We start from the raw sequence: 19,769 nt of genomic DNA on the forward strand, positions 1-19,769 counted from the left end.
TGGGCTGGGCCCTTCCTGGTTGTTTGTGGTGGACCGCTTATCTGTGTGCGCCCCGCGTGCGTGTGTTGGGGCCCCTCCGCTCTCCCCCCCGGCCCGCGGCGCCCCCCCCACTACAAACGGCAACCGCCCCCCTCCCCAACCCTCCCCTTGCCTTCGGCAAAGGGAGGGAGCTGAGCATCAACCCTTCAGGGCTGCCAGCGACTCGGCCTGCAACCGCTCGTAGATCGCGAACTCATCGCTGACCGTCGCGCCCAATGCCTGCTCGAAAGCATCACGGTTGGCACGGGCGGCATACGCACGCTGTTCGCCACCGCCAAGATTCGATTGGAAAATACCCGCCGCACTCACCGGCAGGAAATCCTCATAGATGATCGGATCAGCGCTGGCCAAACCACGCTCGATCAACACTTCAGCCGGCAAGGCACGCGTATCGGCATCGGCAGCCAGACCAGCATCGGTCAGGCTGTAACGGTAATAGCCCAGGCCTTCGCGGCGCAGCGGTGCATGCTCATCCGGGAACGCGGCGAACGCGCTCTGCAGACGCTGCATGTAATCGCCACCGGCACTGCCCTCACCGCCACGCGCCTGCGCAAGCAGGGCGTCATACAGATCGCGACCCTTCGGCGTCAGCGCGAGGCCGCGCTGTTCGATCTCACCAAAGCGCGCGGTATGGGTACCGGCGTCGTTATCCGCGCCGGAGGGGAAATGCACCAGTTCCTCCAGCGCCTTGAAGCTGGTCTGGCGCAGCAGGATGGCGCAGTCGCGGCGCGGTGGGCCTTCGATCACGGCCTTTGCCGCAAGACCACGCGCGTGCATAGCTGCCTGCGCGGCATCGATGTCCAGCGTGCGCGGGGTGAGGTGGTTGATATGCGGGCCACGGAAGCTGACCACGTCGGCGACCAGACGATGCGCGCCGTGCAGTGCGTGATAGGTCTCCAGCGAGACGGTGGCTTCGTTGTGCCAGCGGAAGGTTTCCAGTGACTCGACGACGAAGCGCCAGGCATCGTCTTCGCTCAAGCCGCCATCACGCTCGCACTGCTCGATCAGTTGCAGCGCGCCAGCGGTGAAGATGTTGCGGCGGGCCAGGATCTCGGCGGCCTGCTCGCGCAGAAACGCGTCTTCAATCAACTCCAGCCGCAGCAGCGAGGTAAACACGCGGAACGGATTGCGGTTCAAGGACTCGCCATCGACCGGCCGGAAGGCGGTGGAATGCACCGGCACGCCGGCCACCGACAGATCGTAGTAGCCCACCGGCTGCATGCCCATCACCGCGAACAGGCGGCCAAGCGTGGCCAGCTCCTGCGCAGTGCCGACGCGGATAGCGCCATGGCGCTCCACGTCCAGGCGCTCGCGTTCGCCGCTGCGCTGCATCTGCGCGGCCAGTGCTGGCTGCGCGGCCAGGACGTCGGCGTTGATCGCGCCAACCAACTCCACCAAGGTGCCGTACAACGGCACTTCGGTGCGGTACATATGCGACATCGCCTGCGAGAACAGGCTGCGGATGTGATCGGGCGAAACGAAACGGTCGGCGGTCATGACAAAGCGCTTTGACGCGAAATCGAAGGAAGCCCATTTTCGCCCGGAATCGACCGCCACGCCTATCCGCCCGGCAGTAAATGACGCCGCCGTTTACTCCGCGGCGCTTTTGCGCGCTGCCGCCTCGCGCTGGGCGCGGTCGCCGAGCTGACGTTGCAGCAGCGGGTCCAGCGTTATCGGCCGGTCCCAGTGGTCGAAACTGGCGACGATGGCGTGGCGCAGGGCGCGCCAGCGCAGGTTGTCCGGTGGCGGTTGCAGGCCAGCCAGCACCTCTTTCCAGCTGGCCTCAGGCTGCTGGGCGCGGGCCTTTACCGCGGTACGGCAGTTGCTGCCGTTGAGCTGGCCCCAGAAGCAGGCCAGATAGACATCACCCGGTTTCCAACCATGCTCCTGCAGCAGGGCCTGCACATAGCCCGGGCGGGCGCTGGCGTAACGCGCCAGCTCATCGACGAAGGCTTCAGGGTAGCGCGCGGCATAGGCGTTGATATCGGCCAGCTGCTTGTCTACCCAGGCGTCACCGGTGGCCGGCGCGTAGACGTCAACCACCGGGGCCGTTGCCGGCTGTTGCGCCAGCAACGGCAAGGGCAGCACGGCAGCTGCCAGCAAACCCAGTCGCAGCAGCAACGCTGACCGACGCAGGTGTTGCCGGGAGCTGACCGCGCTCACCTCAGTTGCCTTGCGCCGCTGCGGCCTGCGCGGCGACAGCGCGCACTGCTTCCGGCCACTGATGGGCGGTGTCGGCGTGGTGCAGGCGCGGCTCTTCTGCGGAGACACCGTGCTCGGCCTCATGCGCCCAGGTCATCGCGTACGGGGTATGGATGCCCCAACCGCCCAATGCCAGCACCGGCTCGATATCCGAGCGCAGCGAATTGCCGATCATCACGAAACGCTCGGCCGGCATGTTGAACTCGGCCAATACCTTGGCGTAGGTCGACTGGTCCTTCTCCGAGATGATTTCGATACGCGGGAACAGGTCCAGCAGGCCGGAACGCTCGATCTTCTGCTCCTGGTGGAACAGATCGCCCTTGGTGATCAGCACCACCGGATACTCGGCGGCGATGGCAGCCACGGCTTCACGGACGCCATCGATGACATCCACCGGATGCTCCAGCGTGCGGCGGCCGATCTCGACGATCTGGCGCAGGTCATGCGCGGAGATCTTCTCATCGGTGAGTTCGATGGCAGCCTCCAGCATCGACAGGGTCATGCCCTTGGCGCCATAGCCGAACACGGCCAGGTTGCGGCGCTGCACCTTGAGCAGATGCTGGGCGGTGCCAGCGTCATGCAGGTCGATGTAGTTGCTGAGGATCAGGCCAAATTCGTGCTCGGCCTTCTGGTAATAGTCTTCGCTCTTCCAGAGCGTGTCATCGCCGTCGAAGCCGACCAGGCCGATGGCGGAGGGGGAAGTCTGCATGTTCATGCCGCACAGGATAGCAATCTGCCCCGCAGTGAATAGGGGATTGCGCCTGGAAGGCAGGGTTTGGCTGGCTGGATTGGCAGTTCAAGCAAAGGACCACAGCAAGAGCACCCCTCCCCGGCCCTCCCCTTGCCTGCGGCAAAGGGAGGGGGAAGAGCGGGCGCGCTGCGCTGACCGGCAGGGCCAGAGTTCAGCCCCCTCCCTTTCGCGTAGCGAAGGGGAGGGTTGGGGAGGGGTGCTCTTGAGGCCCTACCCAGTTACCAATTACTTTTTATGCGCAGCCGCATAAGCCCGGTACTCCTCCGCCGTCAGCTTGCCATCCTTGTTGCCGTCAGCTTGATCAAACACCTGCGCCAGACCAGCATTGGCCTGCGCCTCGGTCTTGCTGATGGCACCATCACCATCGGCGTCCACATCCGCCCAGCTCTGCCCGCCACCGGCCGCTGCCGAGGCCTTGGCGGCGCTGCTCGATGCGCTGGCTGCGGCGCTCTGCGCCTGTGCGGCCGAATCCTGTGCTTCTGCAGCCTGTGCCTGCGCGGCGGCGGCCTGATCCTGTGCGTCCTGGGCCATGGCCGGCAATGCAAGCGCGGAACCAACGATGGCAACCAGGGCGAACAGCGGGGTGCGATTACGTACGGTCATCAGGTCTTCCTCGTGTGTTGGCAAAAGCGCGGAAATTCCGCACACCCCAACCCTGACAAGCTGCGCCTGAATCGCTTGCACCCCAAAAAACCGCAGCGAACATCCTGTTAACCACTTGCACGGGATCAGCGGTTACCGCCCCTGTTAGCCGTGCATGAAGTGGAAGTAAGCCGATGATTAGAGCGTTCCAAGCATCGTGCTTATCGAAGCAATGCCGACGCCTCAAGCATCATGCATGGTGTCAGCCAGCGGTTGCCGCGAACTGAACAACAACCAACCCAGACCGACACCAACCGCAACACCAATCAGTTCAAACAGCACCCGCGTGCCCAACTGGTCCGGATCATGGATCGACGCCAAGGCCAACCTGGCGTACAGCGGCGACTGCAGGTTGACCATGCCCAGCGAAAACAGCTTCCAACCATCCACACCGGCAGCGATGGCCGCCGCTATCAACGCGGCATAGGAGATGGCATGGCCGTGACGCAGCCCCGCACGTCGGCACACCTGCCACCACAGCGCGAACACCACGAAGCCAATCGCCAAGGCGATCAGCCCCGCCTCCAGCGAGCCCAGCAGGCCGTAATGCAGAACCAGATTCATGGGCGCGGCGCGGTCCAGTCAGGGAACCGCAGTCTAACCGCCCCTGCCCCGCTCAACGCACCGGGAAGTCGTAGGCGGTGGTCGGCGTGGGCTCGGGCTTGAAGGTGTAATGCCACCATTCCATCGGATAATTAGCAAAGCCCTGCGCCTGCATCGCATCCAACAGCAACTGCCGGTTCTGTTTCTGCTGCGCGCTGATATCGGGATTGGCGGTATGCGCCAGTACATCGAAACGATCAAAGCCGGTGCCCATGTCCAAGGCGCTGCAGGGCATGCTGCGGCAATCCAGCACGCCCAGGTCGACCGTAGCCGCACGGCTGTGACCGGACGTTTCGGCGATATAGCCATCGAGCAGGCGGCTCTTGTCGATGTTGGGGTAATAGCGCTGTTTGGCGATCTGATCCTTGCCGTCGTGCACCCAAGCGACAAAGGAGGTGACCGAGTGCACCGGCCGGTAGCAATCAAATACCTGCAGGCTGTAGCCCTGCGCGCGCAGACCGCGCTGCACGCGCGCCAAAGCCTGCGCCACCGGCTGTAGTAGATAGCAACGCGGCGCGTCGTAACCCGTCACGACGCGGCCGGTGAAGTTGTCCGTGCCTGCATAGCGGATATCCAAGGCGATATCCGGGGCCAGCGTGCTGACATCAACAATGCCTGCCTGCGCGGGTGTCTTTGCCGCTGATACCTGCACCTGCTGGGCAAGCGCGGTGAACGGCGACAGCGACAGCAACAACGGCAGCAATTTAGTGACAATCGCCATGGCGTTGGAATTCCAGATCGGGGTAGTCATAGCTGAAGTCGATATCCGGGTCGATGGCACGTAGATGCAGCAGCGGTTGTTGCGCGTCGCCAGAAAATTCCAGCCAGGCATCCGCATCTTCGCCCAATCCCTGCCAGGCCACATACCAGCGCTCACCGGAACGCATCACCTGTCCGCTCATGCGCGGTGACTTGACCGAGGCGAACTGCAGCTTGCCATCGCGCGGGCACAAGGACACCTCGCCGAACCACGGGTCCTTCCAGACACCGGCCTTGTTACCGAACTCCCCCGCAGTGGCCGCACGCGCCTCCGGCAATGCAGGGCGCACATGCCCTGCCGACCGCCGCTGCGCGGCCGCCTCGTCGATCAAGCCTGCATAGTGCAGCACGTCATAGTTCGCGGCCGGCACGGTGTAGTGCTTGAGCATGGCCTGCATCAACGCGGTGCGTGCATCCTCGCCTTCACCGTTGATCAGGATCACCACGCCGGTTTTGCGATCGGGCAGCAAGGCCAGCGAGGAATACATGCCGGACAAGGTGCCGGTATGCGCGACCTTCCACTGCCCATCCATGTCCGACAGACGCCAGCCATACCCATAGGCGTAAAAGTGCGTGTTATCCCAGTCGCGCAGGCGTTGGCTGATCGGCATCGGCATATGCGCCGTCCACAGCGCACGCCGCTGGGTCGCGTCCAGCCAACCCGGGGCCTGCGCCGGATCCAGCAGCACCTGCATCCAGCGCAGCATGTCGTTGAGGCTGCAGCGTATTCCGCCAGCAGCCATCGACGGAAAGTCGGTGACCTGTGCAGGATCGCGTTCGGCGGCGATGTTGCGCTTGCCGTCGCGATGATGCGGCTGGGCGATATTGCCAAGCGCCGCCGGTGACCATGCACCTACCTGGCAGCGCAGCATGCCCAGTGGCTGGAATACCTCTTCGCGTACCAGCTGTGCGTACGGCTTGCCGCCTGCGGCAGCCGCGACCTCGCCGGCCACCACATACATCAGGTTGTCGTAGGCGTACTCGCTACGGAAGCTGCCGGTCGGCTTCAGATGCGCCAAACCGGCAATGATGTCGTTGCGATCAAAGTTGTTCGGTTCGGGCCACAGCATCAGATCGCCTGCGCCCAGCCCAAGGCCGCTGTTGTGGATCAGCAGATCGCGCACCTGCATGTTGCGGGTAACCCAAGGGTCCTGCATGCGGAACTGCGGCAGGTGTTTGGTGACAGGGTCGTCCCAGCGCAGCTTGCCGTTTTGCACCAGCCGCGCCAGCACCGCTGCGGTCATCGCTTTGGTATTGGAGGCGATCTTGAACAGGCTGTCGTCGTTGACCGGCGTGCCCTCACCTGCGACCAATTCACCGCGCGTATCGCGATAGACGATCTTGCCGTCTTCGATCACGCCCATGGCGATACCAGGCAGTTCGTAGCGCTGCACCGCCTGATCGAGCAATGCATCGAAACGCGCGTGCTCCGCGTTCTCAGCGCCAGCGGCCTGCAGCGATCCGCTCAACGCGAGGCCAGCCGCCAACAACCAGATCCTCAATACCACGATCACTCCTCCCAAAAGCGAACGGCCCGCCGAAGCGGGCCGTTCTCACAAACTACATCAGAAGTTCCAGGTCACAACAAGGTTGGAGTAACGCGGTGCCTGCCAATTGGTGCCCTCGGCGAAGTAAGGCATCTTCGTACCGGGAGTGCTCTCGTAGCGGGAGTGCACGTTGACCACCGTCTGCCGGTTGAGCAGGTTATAGACCGACAGACGTGCCGTCAGGTCGATACCTTCCACCGGCAAGGTCCACATCACGCTGGCACCGAGATCGATTACCCAAGGCATGCGGCCGAACGCACCGCGCTCGGAGTACTCCAGCTCGCGGGTAGCCCAGGTCGAGCAGTTGGCTTTGCACAGCCAGCCAGAGCCACCGCCACTGTATTCACCCGGCCCACCGGCATTACGGTTGTCGTTCGGCCACACCACGCCAAATGCGGTGATCGGGCCACCCGAGCGGGCCGACAGCGTGCTACCGAAGGACCACTGCTCATTCAACTTGTACGCACCACGCAGCTTGAACTGGTGACGGGCGTCATTGAAGGTCACGCCGAAGCGCTCGTTGACCGCCGGGTGATCGTAGTACTGCACCAGATTGGTGTCGTTATAGCCGGTATCCGAATTCACCGGCCCTTCGATATTGCCCTCGCTCTTGGACAGCAGGTAGCTGGCATTGAACGACCACTTGTCATTCCAGGCACGGTCGATCTGGAACTCCAGCGCCTTGTAGGTACGCTTGGGCCGCTTGTAACCCATGATGGTGCCGCTGCCCAAGGCCTTGTAGCCGTCCTTGGACGAGTCCAGGCTGACCCAGCTATTGGTATCCGGGCACCACAGCTTGTTGGTTTCACCCGGGTTGATGATGGGCCAGTCGCCCGAGTACCAATCGCAGCCCGCCACATGGTTGATGCGCGCATCTTCCACCGCGCGTGTCATGCGACGGTAGGTGGCATTCACGCCGTACGACCACTCCTCGTTGATCGCCTGCTGGAAACCGAGGATGTACTCATCCTGGAATACCTGCTTCAGGTCACGCGCCACAGCAGTACGAACGTCCGTCGGTGCCGGGGCGTTGCCTTCGGTGTTGACCGGGCCGATCTGCTGACCGAGCACCGGAACCTTGTAGGTGTTCCCGCTTGAACTCTGCTTCTCCGCCCAACCATTGAACGCGTAGTAGGTATGCTCATCGGTGGTACCACCACCGAAGTAGTCGGTGAGCTTGTTGGTGAGCGGGGTGTAGTAACGACCCGCGTTACCGAACACCTTCATCGAGCCATCACCCTTCACGTCCCAGCTGAAGCCAAGACGCGGCGAGATCATGTCATTGAACTTGGACTTGGCGAAGGTGGCGCCCGAGGCCAGTTTGTTGTGGAACTGGTCGAAACGCACGCCAAGATTCAGCAACAGATTCGGGGTGACGTTCCAGTTGTCTTCCAGATAGAACGCCTGCGCCTTGGTGCTGACCGGCGCGCCGGTGACCTTGTAGCGCGCGTCAACGATGTCGGTGACGCCGGGTGGCAACACCGTTCCATTCACCGCACTGCCCGCCTTGACCGACAGCACCTGATACGTGGATCCATCGCCCGGGTAGATCGTCGAACTGTCCGAATCCATCACCTCCTGGTCCACGCCAAAGCGGACCAGGTGATCGCCCAGGGTCCATTCGAAGTCCAGACGAGCCGCTTCACGCTTGTCTTCGCGGCTGCTGATGGCGCTGTTGGTCGGGTGACAGCCCACGTTGCTCTGGACACCATATTTCTGGGTGTAGCTGGACGCCACCGTGATGATGCTGCATTCGCCATCCATCGGGCTATCGCTGACCGCGCTACGCTTGTTGACGCCGTACATCGCCTTGGCGACAAAGTTGTCGGTCAGGTGCCCGGTGTAGGTCAACGACCAGTTGTCACCGCCGGAGGAATCACTGCTCTGGCCACTGGACTCACCGAGAGCATTGGTGGCCCAGTTGTAATTGTCGTAGCTGGTGGTCAGCGAATCCGTCTTGTCGGAGAACGCAAGCAACTCCAGCAGGTGGTTGTCATTGATGCGCCAATCGAGCTTCGTGCCCCAGAAATCGTTGTTGCTCTTGGTCTTCAGCGCCTGGGAAGTATCGATATCCTGCGACTTGCTGTCGCGGTTCTCGTACATCGCGAAGAAGAACAACTTGTCCTGCATGATCGGGCCGGACGCCCACACATTGGTCTTCGTCAGCGGGCTGCGATCGCGGCTGGTGCGGTCACGTTCGTCAATGGTGCCATCGCTGTGGAAATGATCCTTGCGGTCCGAAGCCCATGCCGACGGCTCCATGGTGACCTGCACACCACCCTTGAACTCATTGCCGCCCGAGCGGGTAATGGCATTGATGACGCCACCGGTGCTACGACCGAACTCGGCCGAGTAGCCACCGGTCTTGATCTGGAACTCTTCATAGAAATTGAAGGGAACCGTCGAGAAGCCCTGGCGGCGGTACGGATCGGTGACGTTCAGGCCGTTGATGTAGGCCACGTTCTCGGCCACGGAGGAACCACCGAAGCTCAAGCCGCCAAAGCTCGAGCCGGAGTCCACCACGCCCGGCGCCAGCAAGGCGACCGCGGCTACGCTCTGGTCCACCGGCATGCGCGCCAGTTCCTCGCGCTTGATGTTGAACGAGGATTCGGTCGAGTAGACGTCGACCCGGTTGACGATCTTCGAGCCAACTACCTGCACCGAGTCCAGGTTGACCGCGCCGTCCGCACTGCTACCACCGAGGTTGACCGTGGTGGTTCCGCCCAGCGAAACGTTTACTGCCAGCGGCTCCTTGTCGGTCTGTCCGTCACGCTTCACCTGCAGGCTGTAGTCGCCGACCGGCAACTGGCTCAGTCGGTATGAGCCGTCGCTGCCAACGGTGATGCTGCGGGTCAAGCCCGTTGCCTTGTTGACGATGGTGATCTGATCACCCGAGCTTGCCCGGCCGGCGATGGCACCGCTTGCGCTCTGCGCCATCACGCTCGGCGCCATCACGCCAAGACAGGCACCCAATGCGACGGTCAGCGCCGCCCTTTTCAACATTTTCCTGTTCATCCCCTGCTCTCTCCTGCAGATGTAAATCGATAAGTAAGACAACGGTTACGACGTTCTATTACTTGGACTCCGGCGCCAGAACCTGCGACTGGAAGTCGTATTGCCACTGGTTGAAGTAAAGGTTCCCCCCTTCCCACTCAACCTCACCTCGTTGCAGATCAACGGTCTCCGAGCGGAAGTGCTGCTTGGCAGGCACGAACGCGCGTGAGTAGTCATCGTTGAACGCGATGCGGTAGGCATCCAGCCCGCCGAAATAGAAATTGCGTTGTTCGGGCTGGTCGCTGTCCAGTGCGCCCGTGCTTACATCCATCGGCACCCAGCCGTAGGGCGCAAGATAGAGCGCGCCCCAATCGTGCAGGTTGTTGTAGCCGACCTCGTTGTCCGAATACACCATGCCCGACTGCCAACGCGCCGGGATGCCATTCATGCGCAGCAGCGAAATCAGCAGCAAGGTCTGCTGGCCACAATCGGCATGACCTGCATGCAGGGCGTAGTCGGAAATATTGCTGATCGTCGAATACTCGCGGGCGCCACCCCACGGAATTGCATCCACCGCATCGAACAACTTCTTGGCGACGCGGTAGGGATTGGTTTCATTGCCCACCGCCTTGCGCGAGAACTCACGCATGGCTGGGGTGAACACCACATGCGGTGCACGCTCGGCCAGATAGGGCTGCAACGCCGGGTCTCGCGGCGTCGGCAGCACCTTGTCCGGGTCGATGATGAAGCGACGTGCGGAGATGGTGAGTTCGTAGCTGACCGAAAACTCGGTAGGCGTGCCAGCCACGGCCTTGCGCTCAAGATAGGCGGTGCGCTGCAGCGTGTCATCGGGCGCGATCTGCGCACCTTGCGGCACGCTGGCCAGCCATTGGATTTTGTCCTGCTGGCCGGGTATCGAACGCGGATACGGCAGCCAGGCGCGTACGGTCTGTCCGGCTGGCACCGCATCGGCGTCGACCGTGATGGACTGGGTGATACGCACCCGCCGCGGAGTAATGCTGGTCTGGCCGCTCTGCTCCGACGCCTTGATCACCTCGACATGGTGCGAGCCCAGCCGTTCATACGGGCCGGGCCGGGAAACGCGCTTGTCCGGCGGCCGCCGGTTGGAGGCCTCGGTACTGAGCAGGAACAGGTTGTTCGGCGCCCGCTTGAACCAGCGGCGCTGGCCGTCGATGTCGAGGTGCTCGATCAGACCTGCGTCATCCCAGGCCTTGAATTCTTCATCACGCAGATCCGGCACCGACTTGCGCGCCGCAGCCTTGGCCTGGGCTTCGTCCAGGGTGAAATCCAGGCGGATGCGGCGCATGCGCTCTTGCTGGAACAGGTAGGCGGCGCGGCTGTCGGCATCGGTGCCGGTCGCCGCCAATGCCTTGTCGATCTCGGTCTGCGCGCCGGCAAAATCGCCACGGTCCACACGCGCCGTCAACTCGGGCAGCGCCGTCGATGGCGCCTCACCGGCATAGGCAATACAGGCCACTCCCATGCATAGCGCAGAGGCGAGGACCGTGCGGGCGAACGGGACGCGGGCAAAGCGGGCAGAATCGGCGTTTGATGCCACGGCAACACTTCCACGTGCAGGGTGGTTAACGCTGTGTAACACGCACCCGATAACCGGTCAATAATTTATTCTTGCTTTCGACGGCGAAAGGAATAAATATTCCTGAGCATCAACGAGGGGAGCTTCCCAATGCTTGCTTTGCCGCCGCTATCCCAGCGCCGACGCCTTGCCCCGCTTGCGCGGGCTTTGATCCTCGCCACGGCGTTGTGCGCCGGGCCGGCTTTTGCGCTGTCGCCGCCACCTGCGGCAACGGTTGCGCCCTCTTACGCCGGCATCATCGGCCTGGAAGAAAGCCTGCTGACGCCGAAGCCTTGGATCGCCACGCTGCCCAATGCGGGCGCCGTGATCATGGATCGCACCGCCATCGAGGCGCAGAACGCACGCATGCGCCAGCTCGATGCCTCCATCATCGACCTGCACAAGCTGCCTGCGCTACTGCCACAAGTATTGGTCCGCGAGCAGATCGCCGGCATCTCCAAGACCCCGACCCGCACCCTGTACGACGTGCATGGCAAGCAGGTCACGCCGGCCCAGCTGCAAGCGGTGACCGCCAACCTCGGCCTGGATGCGATCCCGGCCACTCGTCCTATCCAGTACGGACTGGTCGTGCACCGCGCCGCGCTGCGCGCCTTCCCGACCGAGCTGCGCGTATTCAGCAGCCAGGGCGATACCGATATCGACCGCTTCCAGGAGTCGGCGCTATTCCCCGGCGACGCGGTGGCGGTGCTGCATGAAAGTGCCGACGGCAAGTGGGTATTCGTCGCCAGCGAGCGTTATGCGGCGTGGATGGAGAAGCGCTTCGTCGGCGTCGGTAGCGCCGAGCAGGTGTTCGGTTACGGTGCCACCGGCCCGTACCGGGTGATCACCGCTGGCAAGGCGTTCACCGCACACACCCCGGAAGAACCGCGCGTCTCCGACCTGCAACTGGAAATGGGCGTGCGCGTCCCGGTGCTGGCCGACTGGCCGGTGATGGACCCGGTCAATGGCCAGCAGGCGCATGGCGGCCATGTAATCCAGCTGCCGGTGCGCAATGACGACGGCAGCCTGGCACTGGTGCCGGCCTTGCTGCCGCGCTCGCAGGAATCGGCCAGCGACTACCTGCCGCTGACCCAGGCCAACCTGATCACCCAGGCGTTCAAGTTCCTCGGTGAACGCTATGGCTGGGGCCACTCCTACGACACCCGCGATTGCAGCGGCTTTGTCTCCGAGATCTACCGCAGCTTCGGCGTGCTGCTGCCGCGCAATACCAGCGCGCAGGCAATCAGCCCGGCCTTGAACCGCTTGCCGTTCACCGACAAGGACAGCAAGGCCAAGCGCAGTGACGCGATCGCCAAGCTGCAGGTCGGCGACCTGATCTACATCCCCGGCCACGTGATGATGATGCTCGGTGAAGCCAATGGCATGACCTGGGTAATCCACGACACGTCCGGTGGCAGCTGGTTCGATGCCAGCGGCAAGCGCGTGCATGCCAGCCTCAACGGCGTATCGGTGACCCCGCTGCAGCCGATGATGGCCAGCGACACCGCCAGCTACATCGACCGCATGACCAACATCCAGCGCATCCGCCTGCAAGACACCAAATGAAGATCACTGACATCGAACTTGGCATGCTCCGCGTGCCGCTGAAAACCCCGTTCAAGACAGCGTTGCGCACCGTGGAAACGGTGGAAGACATCGTGGTGATGGTGCGCACCGACACCGGCAACACCGGTTACGGCGAGGCGCCGGCCACTGCGGTGATCACCGGCGACACGCACGGCTCGATCATCGAGGCCATCAACACCTTCATCAAGCCGCGCCTGATCGGCGAGGACATCAGCAACCTCAACCGCATCTGCGGGCTGATCCAAACCTCGCTGGAGCGCAATACCAGCGCCAAGGCGGCGGTTGAAATCGCCATCTACGATCTGTGGGCACAGCTGCACAAAGCGCCGCTGTACCAGATGCTCGGCGGCGGCGACCCGGTGATCACCACCGACATCACCATCAGCGTCGATTACATCGACAAGATGGTGGCCGATTCACTGTCGGCGGTGGAGCGCGGCTTCGAGTCCTTGAAGATCAAGGTAGGCAAGGACATCGGCCTGGACATCGAGCGGGTCAAGGCAATCCACGCCGCCGTTGAAGGCCGTGCATTACTGCGTCTGGACGCCAACCAGGGCTGGACCGCCAAACAGGCGGTGTTTGCGATGAACGTGCTGGAGAACGCCGGCGTCGTGCTGGAACTATTGGAGCAGCCGGTGAAGGCAGCCGATATCGCCGGCATGAAGTACGTCACCGAGCGCGTCAATACGCCGGTGATGGCGGATGAAAGCGTGTTCAGTCCGCACCAGGTCTTCGATCTGATCCAGCAGGGTGCTGCGGACATCATCAACATCAAGCTGATGAAGACCGGCGGCATTTCCAACGCGATCAAGATTGCCGATATCGCCTCGTTGTACGGCGTGCCCTGCATGATCGGCTGCATGCTGGAGTCCAGCATCAGCGTGGCGGCGGCGGTGCATCTTGGCGTGGCCAAGTCGGGCGCGATCAACAAGGTAGATCTGGATGGGCCGTCGCTGAGCCAGTTCAATCCGGTGGTTGGTGGAGTGATCTTCAACGAATCGGAGATCAGCATCACTGACGCGCCGGGGTTGGGCATCATCGAGGTACGCGGGCTGGAGATGATCAAGCCGTGATCACGCACGCGGCGGCAACCGGTCTCTCCTCGGTTGCCGCCGCCGTGGTCGCGCATGTGGGGCAAACAGAAACAGCACCGGCAAAGCCCGGTGCTGTTTTGTTTTGGAGGCGGTCTTCCAGCCATCCAACGCACAAGGACACCGTCATTCCCGCGAAGGCGGGAATGACCCTTGCTTCTGCTTCTGCTTCTGCTCCGGTTGTTGTTGTTGCTGTTGCTGTTGCTCCAGCTCTTGCTTCACCGGGTCCCCTTCCGCAGCGACGTAGCCGACGGATAGGACCCCGCAGGGGCGGCGTGCATGGATGCACGTCGTTTTTCGACGAGACAGGGACGTCTCGTCGAAAAATCCCGGCGGCGGAGTGGACCCGCGGCGCGCAGCGTCGTGGGCGCGGAGGCAGGGTGTGCTTTCTTTTGGTTACCTTTTCTTTGCACAAGCAAAGAAAAGTAACTCGCTCCCCGACGGGGAGCGAAAGCCCTTGCTTTGAATTTGACTTGCCCCTTGGTACCTCCAAAGCAGCGGCAACGGCAACGGCAAAACCAGAATCAAAAGCTTTCGCTCCCCTTCGGGGCGCGAGCGCACCTTTCTTTGCTTGTGCAAAGAAACGTGGCCCAAAGAGGTGCTTTCTCAACAGCCGAATGGCTGGTCAAACACACCCTGCCTACGCGCCTTCCGCGCTGCGCGCTCCAGGTTCACTCCGCTGGCAGGATTTTTCGACGATACATCCATGTATCGTCGAAAAACGACGCACATCCCTGTGCGTCGCCCCGTTCGGGGTCTTGTCTGCCAGCTCCGTCGCTGCGGAAGGGGACCCGCTGGGGCAAGAGCTGGAGCAACAGCACAAGCAGAAGCAAAAGCGCCCTCACCCCAACCCCTCTCCCGCTTCGCAGGAGAGGGGCTCTGGAGCAACAGCCAAAGCAGCAGCCAAAGCAGCAGCCAAAGCAGCAGCCAGAGCCAAAACAAAAGCAAAACCGGCCCCAGCGCTTTGCCCAAGGATGACGGCGACGCTCCTTTTTTCAGCGCAATCCCTTAAAGTCTTCAGCAGATAAATACCAATACGCCCATGCCACCTCTGGTAAAAATCCGCTCCGAACGCGAACAGATGTCGGCCATCGAACGTCGCATCGCCGACTTCATCCTCGACAACGCACACCTACTGCGCGACTACTCATCGCAGCAGTTGGCCAATGCGCTGGATATCAGCCAGTCCAGCGTGGTCAAGTTCAGCCAGAAACTCGGCTTCAAAGGCTATCCAGACTTGAAATACTCGGTAGGCGCCGCCGTCGCTGCTGCCGGCAATGGCGAAAGCACCAACTGGCCACCGGAGAACCAACCCGGCGGCTACCTGCTGGTTGCCGAAACCCTGCGCCGTGCCAAAGCCGCCGCCGAAGAAGAAACCATGGCCGCCAACTCGCAGGCCGACGTCGAGGCCGTCATCGCACTGGTCGACAACGCCCCCAAGGTCTTCATCTATGGGCTGGGCGACGATGGCCTGTATGCGCGCGAGTTTGCGATGCGGCTGTCGCTGCTTGGCATCCTCACCGTGCAGCAGTCCGACCCTATCCTGATGATCGCCAACCTCTCCGCAGCGCGGCCCGGCGATGTATTACTGGTGTTCTCCGAGTTCGGCAAACTGCCGCAGCTGTGGCAGTTGTCACGGCAGTTCCAGGAAGTCGGCGGCAAAGTGGTGTCGATCACCCGCCACACCGCCAATCCGCTACGCGCGCATGCAGATGCCTCCTTGGCCATCTGCGCGCACGATCCGCAGCCGCCGATCGCGCAGCTGCTCTACCGTAGTTCGCTGCAATACCTGCTGGATTTCGTGTTCGTGCTGCTGTGCCAGACCAACCCTGATCGGCAACGGCAGCTGGCATTGAACCAGGAACGCATCCAGCACCTGATCGACATCTGACCGCAGGAGCCGTCGCCATGCTCACCTTGTTCCAACGAAAATACCGACACCTGCTGGGCTGCGTGCTGATGGTCATCGCACCGGCCAGTATCGCTGCGCCGATCGCCACACCAATGAGCGAAGCCCGCCAGCTGATCGTCGTCACCGCGCCCAACTGGGACGCAATCACCGGTCATCTGCAGGCATTCGAGCGCACTACCGACGGCTGGAAAGCCCATGACGCCGGTTTCGATGTCAGCCTCGGTCGCAGCGGCAGCGCCTGGGGCATAGGCGTGCATCCACAACAGAAAGATGGCCCGCAGAAGCAGGAAGGCGATGGACGCAGCCCGGCCGGCATCTTCAACATCGGCCCGGCCTTCGGCTATGCCGAGCACATCAGCAGCCAGATGCCTTACCAGTCGATGCTGGCCAGCAGCTATTGCATGGATGTACCGGCCTCGCCGCTGTACAACCAGATCGTCGATGCCGCCAAGGTTGGCGAAACGGCAGTGAAGGGTTCCACCGAGGCCATGCGCTTGGACCTGCACAACAACGGTGACCGCCGTTATCGCGAGGGGTTCGTCATCGAACACAACCCTGCTGCGGTGCCCGGCCAGGGCAGCTGCATCTTCGCCCACCTGTGGCGCAAGCCCGGCGAGGCGACCGCTGGCTGCACCGCAATGGAACCGGAGCGCATGTCGGCCTTGCTGCAATGGCTGTCGCCCGAAGCCAAGCCGCTGTTCGTGCTGCTCCCCGAAGCCGAGTACCAACGCCTGCAGCGCGGCTGGGATCTACCCGCACTTTCAGAAACTACTCGTTGAGCATTTGTCCGGTTCCGGGCATCTTCCCTTCCTTTAGCCAAGTCTTCTCTTCATGACCGACAGCGCACCCGCAAAAACTTCCAAGGTCTCCGCGCCAGTCAAGGTACTGATCGCGCTGGTGCTGGCCGCCATCGTCGGCCTGTCGCTCACCGCCTTTGACCAGTCGCTCGCCCTGAAGATCGCCGATGTGCTGCGGCCGATTGGCCGGCTCTGGCTCAACGCGCTGCAGATGACGGTGGTGCCCTTGGTCACCGCACTGGTCATCGTCGGCGTCAATACCGCCAGCAATGCCGCCGCCTCCGGGCGCACCGCACGCAATGCAATCATCGTGTTCCTGATCCTGCTGGTCGGTTCGGCCGCATTCTCCGCGGTGATCACCCCGTTCCTGCTGGACCTGCTGCCGCGCGATGCCGACAACATCCAGGCCTTCCGCGATGCGCTGCGTTCGCCAGCTGCCGCAGCAACACCGTTGAGTGCAGCGCAGTGGATCAGCTCGTTGATTCCCAGCAATGCACTGGCGGCGGCCGCATCCAGCGCCATGCTGCCTCTGGTGGCCTTCGCCATGTTCTTCGGCTTTGCCCTCAGCCGGCAGGAACCGGAGCGCCGCGATCGCATCCTGGACATCATCCGCATCATCGCCGATACCATGATCACCATCGTGCGCTGGGTGTTGTGGGCGGCTCCGGTGGGCGTGTTTGCGCTGGTATTCGTGGTCTGCGCCGAAGTAGGCATGAGCATCCTCGGCGTGCTTGGCTATTACATCGTGCTGATGTGCGTGATCTACATCCTGATCACCCTGCTGCTGTACGTGGTTGCGCGCTTCGCCGCAGGCGAGCCGTTTGGCCGCTTCGCCAGCGCGCTGGTGCCGGTGCAGGTGATTGCCGGCAGCACGCAGTCCTCGCTGGCCTCGTTGCCGGCAATGATCGACAGCGCGCGTAATCGCCTGGGCTACCCGGCCGCGTTGACCTCGCTGGTGTTGCCGATGGCGGTATCACTGTTCCGCATCACCAGCCCGGCGCAGTACATTGCCGTGGCCAGCTTCATCGCCTGGCTGTACGGCATCGACGTGCATGCCTCGCAATACGCCGTTGCGGTGCTGCTGGCAGCGGCGATCAGCATGGGCTCGACCGGCTTGCCCGGCCAGGCCAACTTCATGACCAACAACATGCCGATCACCCAGAGCCTGGGCTTGCCGGTGGAACCCTTGGGTGTATTGCTGGCGGTGGATACCATCCCCGATGTGTTCTGCACCATCGGTAATGCCACCGGCGGGGTCACCGCCACCGGCATCGTTGCCCGGCACACGGCGCAGCATCCGCAGCATCCGCAGCAGGATCAAACCAGCGACAGCTGATCGCCTGCAGCCACTCCCGCCAGCGGCGGGAGTGGCGTTCAATCACTCCTGCGGCGGCAGCGGCGGGCTCCCGTAGGCGGCGTCGGCCGCCATCACATCGCGGGTGTTCTTCTGCACGGCGACGGCACCGAACAGTGACAGCGCGAACGACATGCCATAGAAGCCCTTTTCACTGAGCAGCAAGGTGGCATTCCACAGGCCTACCAACAGCAGCAACAGCGCGCACAGCAGCGCGAACCAGCACAGGCTGTAATACAGGCTGCTCACCGGGATGTTCTCCAGCCGGTCACGCACGCTCTTCTGCAGCGATACCGCCGAGAACAGGCCGAACAGCAGCAGGGTCAGGTAATAACCCTTTTCGTTGAGCAGCATCTCGGCATTGAACAGGCCGACCAGATACGCTGCCGCCCCCAACAACAATGCAGTCCATGCAGCGGCAATGAATGCAGCCGAGGGGCGATAGATCTGTGGTTTCATGTTTAAAAACTCCTTTTCGTGGATGTAGCAGCCCAACGTCCGCGGGCACTCGGCCGCTACGGTAAGCGATTCCGTGCGCCAGTCCCATACCTCAAAGGGACAGCACCGGCTGGCATGGTGTAAAACCCTGCACTGGTATCGCTTCCCGCTTCTGGAGACTTCCATGCCCCGTACCCTTCTGCTCAGCATGACATTGGCGCTGGCCCCGGCCCTGTTCACCAGCGCCTGTGCCGCCGATCCCGACCCGGCAGCCGAAGCGGCGATAAAGCCTGCGCAATGGCCGTTCACTGCCACCGAGGTAGCCCGTTTCAACGAGCCCTGGGCGATGACCTTCCTGCCCGATGGCAGCCTGCTGGTCACCGAAAAGGGCGGCAAGCTGATCCACTTCGACCCGGCCAGCGGCAAGCGCGGCACCATCAGCGGCGTGCCGACCGTGGCCTATGGTGGCCAGGGCGGCTTTGGTGATGTGGTTGTCCACCCGCAGTTCGCCAGCAATGGTCTGGTCTATTACAGCTATGCCGAGGACGGCACCGACGACACCCGTGGTGCGGCCGTGGCCCGCGCAAAGCTGGTGCTGGATGCCGACGGCAATGGTCAGCTGACCGATACGCAGGTGATCTGGCGACAGACGCCCAAGGTCACCGGGCGTGGCCATTACGGCCATCGACTGGCGTTCGGCCCGGATGGCAAGTTGTGGATCAGCTCCAGCGAGCGGCAGAAGTTCGACCCGGCACAGGACATGAAGACCAACCTGGGCAAGATCATCCGCCTCAACGACGATGGCAGCGTGCCGGCTGACAACCCGTTCATGGCACAGGGCTCACCGGCCAATCAAGTGTGGTCGCTGGGCCACCGCAGCGTGCTCGGCCTTGCCTTCGACGGCAACGGCAAGCTGTGGGAACACGAGATGGGCCCGAAGGGCGGCGATGAGCTGAACCTGATCCAGCGCGGCGGCAACTATGGCTACCCGATCGTCTCCAATGGCGATCATTACGACGGTCGCCCGATCCCGGACCACGACACCCGCCCGGAATTCATTGCACCGGTGGTGACCTGGCGCCAGGTGATTTCACCGGCCGGCTTCATCATCTACAACGGCAAGCAGTTCCCGCAGTGGCATGGCAGTGGCTTCATCGGCGGCTTGTCGTCCAAGTCGCTGGTACGTGTTGCCTTTGATGGCGACAAGGCCCGCGAAGCCGAGCGCTTCGACATGGGCAACCGCATCCGCGAAGTCGAGCAAGGCCCGGACGGCGCGCTGTGGCTGCTGGAAGATGGTAACAATGCGAAGCTGTTGAAGCTGATGCCGAAGGCCGGCTGACGCATTGCTTTTGTAGGAGCGGCGTAAGCCGCGAAGCCAAAAAATGCAGCCAACGTCTGTAGTGCCGAGCCATGCTCGGCAGAGGCCTCGCCGGTAAAGCCTCTTGCCGAGCATGGC

At 62.7% G+C, this 19,769-nt stretch carries 16 protein-coding genes; 6 read left to right on the forward strand and 10 right to left on the reverse strand.

What is annotated here, in order from left to right; all coding sequences use genetic code 11:
- Positions 1-177 precede the first annotated feature (177 nt).
- The 9 genes from hglS to ACVOMB_RS18215 form a co-directional block, all read right to left on the reverse strand.
- Positions 178-1,536, reverse strand: a complete 1,359-nt coding sequence (gene hglS / locus ACVOMB_RS18175; RefSeq protein ID WP_481532465.1) for a 2-oxoadipate dioxygenase/decarboxylase HglS — start codon at positions 1,534-1,536, stop codon at positions 178-180.
- Positions 1,537-1,629: 93 nt separating this feature from the next.
- Positions 1,630-2,160, reverse strand: coding sequence for a hypothetical protein (locus ACVOMB_RS18180; RefSeq protein ID WP_481532478.1), 531 nt, complete (start codon positions 2,158-2,160; stop codon positions 1,630-1,632).
- A gap of 43 nt (positions 2,161-2,203) precedes the next feature.
- Entirely contained in the window at positions 2,204-2,956 is a 753-nt protein-coding gene (locus ACVOMB_RS18185) for an HAD family hydrolase (RefSeq protein WP_481532466.1), read from the reverse strand.
- A gap of 261 nt (positions 2,957-3,217) precedes the next feature.
- Positions 3,218-3,595 (reverse strand): EF-hand domain-containing protein, encoded by a 378-nt coding sequence (locus ACVOMB_RS18190; RefSeq protein WP_481532467.1) that lies wholly within the window; start codon positions 3,593-3,595, stop codon positions 3,218-3,220.
- Between the two features lie 222 nt (positions 3,596-3,817).
- Entirely contained in the window at positions 3,818-4,198 is a 381-nt protein-coding gene (locus ACVOMB_RS18195) for a hypothetical protein (RefSeq protein ID WP_481532468.1), read from the reverse strand.
- 52 nt (positions 4,199-4,250) lie between these two features.
- Positions 4,251-4,958, reverse strand: a complete 708-nt coding sequence (locus ACVOMB_RS18200) for a M15 family metallopeptidase (RefSeq protein ID WP_481532469.1) — start codon at positions 4,956-4,958, stop codon at positions 4,251-4,253.
- Positions 4,942-6,504: a serine hydrolase domain-containing protein gene (locus ACVOMB_RS18205; RefSeq protein WP_481532470.1), complete on the reverse strand. Its 1,563-nt coding sequence runs from the start codon at positions 6,502-6,504 to the stop codon at positions 4,942-4,944. The genes ACVOMB_RS18200 and ACVOMB_RS18205 overlap by 17 nt, the downstream gene beginning before the upstream one ends.
- Before the next feature lie 57 nt (positions 6,505-6,561).
- The gene (locus tag ACVOMB_RS18210; RefSeq protein WP_481532471.1) at positions 6,562-9,558 is read right to left on the reverse strand and encodes a TonB-dependent receptor; all 2,997 of its coding nucleotides are present in this window, start codon (positions 9,556-9,558) and stop codon (positions 6,562-6,564) included.
- A 58-nt stretch (positions 9,559-9,616) separates the two neighbouring features.
- The gene (locus ACVOMB_RS18215; RefSeq protein WP_481532479.1) at positions 9,617-11,041 is read right to left on the reverse strand and encodes a transglutaminase-like domain-containing protein; all 1,425 of its coding nucleotides are present in this window, start codon (positions 11,039-11,041) and stop codon (positions 9,617-9,619) included.
- 204 nt (positions 11,042-11,245) lie between these two features.
- Here ACVOMB_RS18215 and ACVOMB_RS18220 point away from each other — a divergent pair, with 204 nt between their 5' ends.
- From ACVOMB_RS18220 to ACVOMB_RS18240, 5 genes are all read left to right on the forward strand, one after another.
- Positions 11,246-12,700, forward strand: coding sequence for a C40 family peptidase (locus ACVOMB_RS18220; protein WP_481532472.1), 1,455 nt, complete (start codon positions 11,246-11,248; stop codon positions 12,698-12,700).
- Complete coding sequence (locus ACVOMB_RS18225; protein ID WP_481532473.1) at positions 12,697-13,794, forward strand: dipeptide epimerase; 1,098 nt, start codon at positions 12,697-12,699, stop codon at positions 13,792-13,794. The genes ACVOMB_RS18220 and ACVOMB_RS18225 overlap by 4 nt, the downstream gene beginning before the upstream one ends.
- A 1,060-nt stretch (positions 13,795-14,854) precedes the next feature.
- On the forward strand, positions 14,855-15,703 hold the full coding sequence (locus tag ACVOMB_RS18230) for a MurR/RpiR family transcriptional regulator (RefSeq protein WP_481532474.1): 849 nt from the start codon (positions 14,855-14,857) through the stop codon (positions 15,701-15,703).
- Positions 15,704-15,771: 68 nt separating this feature from the next.
- A complete protein-coding gene (locus ACVOMB_RS18235; RefSeq protein WP_481532480.1) occupies positions 15,772-16,503 on the forward strand; it encodes a L,D-transpeptidase family protein in 732 nt (243 codons plus the stop codon).
- Positions 16,504-16,555: 52 nt separating this feature from the next.
- Complete coding sequence (locus ACVOMB_RS18240; protein ID WP_481532475.1) at positions 16,556-17,857, forward strand: dicarboxylate/amino acid:cation symporter; 1,302 nt, start codon at positions 16,556-16,558, stop codon at positions 17,855-17,857.
- A gap of 42 nt (positions 17,858-17,899) precedes the next feature.
- On the opposite strand, the gene yiaA is transcribed toward ACVOMB_RS18240, so the two are convergent.
- Entirely contained in the window at positions 17,900-18,334 is a 435-nt protein-coding gene (gene yiaA / locus ACVOMB_RS18245; RefSeq protein ID WP_481532476.1) for an inner membrane protein YiaA, read from the reverse strand.
- Between the two features lie 163 nt (positions 18,335-18,497).
- Here yiaA and ACVOMB_RS18250 point away from each other — a divergent pair, with 163 nt between their 5' ends.
- The gene (locus ACVOMB_RS18250; RefSeq protein ID WP_481532477.1) at positions 18,498-19,652 is read left to right on the forward strand and encodes a PQQ-dependent sugar dehydrogenase; all 1,155 of its coding nucleotides are present in this window, start codon (positions 18,498-18,500) and stop codon (positions 19,650-19,652) included.
- Positions 19,653-19,769 lie beyond the last annotated feature (117 nt).

It is taken from the genome of Stenotrophomonas sp. STEN018 (assembly GCF_056760235.1).